General features: G+C 57.1%; 1 protein-coding gene. It reads right to left on the minus strand.

Features of this window, described 5'->3' with window-relative positions; translation table 11 throughout:
- Window positions 1–269: 269 nt before the first annotated feature.
- Window positions 270–562 (minus strand): transposase (locus NCS02_RS36185; RefSeq protein ID WP_250523712.1); only part of this gene is annotated, 293 nt, incomplete at its 5' end.

A 562-nucleotide genomic window follows, 5' to 3' on the forward strand; every position in this document is an offset into this window, starting at 1 on the left:
TATACATGGCCTCGTCCCGTTTGCCAAACAATCTGTTCTACGGCGAGCAGGTGCTGGATTGCATATATACATTCGGCCTTTCTGTGGCACGCGTGTGCCCGGCCCCAATGGATTTCGCCCGGCGACTCCTACTTATATCCACGGCTTCGAGAGCCCTAAGACTGCGCAGGTTTTGTCACCGACGGTCCGACCTGTTAGCCATTGAATCAGATTACTTGTGCAACCAGTGAAGAGGGTAAATCACTGCTACTATCCGACCGACGCTCCGCTCATACCGGCGATACGTACTCCACACCGCGTGCGAGCAATACCCAGATCGTCCTGGCAATCTTGTTGGCAAGCGCTACGACCGCGATGTTCGTTCCCCGTCTCGCCTGCACCTCAAGTATCCATCGAGACAGCGTATCCGTATGCTTTATCGCCTGCTGTACCACGGATCTCGCACCGTGTACCAGCAGCACTCGCAGGTAGCCGTTCCCGCGCTTGGTGATACCGAACAGACGATCCTTGCCGCCTGAGGAGTGCTGGCGTGGCGTCAAACCCAGCCAGGCCGCGAACTGCC

It is taken from the genome of Caballeronia sp. NCF2 (assembly GCF_023631205.1).
Classification (GTDB): domain Bacteria; phylum Pseudomonadota; class Gammaproteobacteria; order Burkholderiales; family Burkholderiaceae; genus Caballeronia; species Caballeronia zhejiangensis.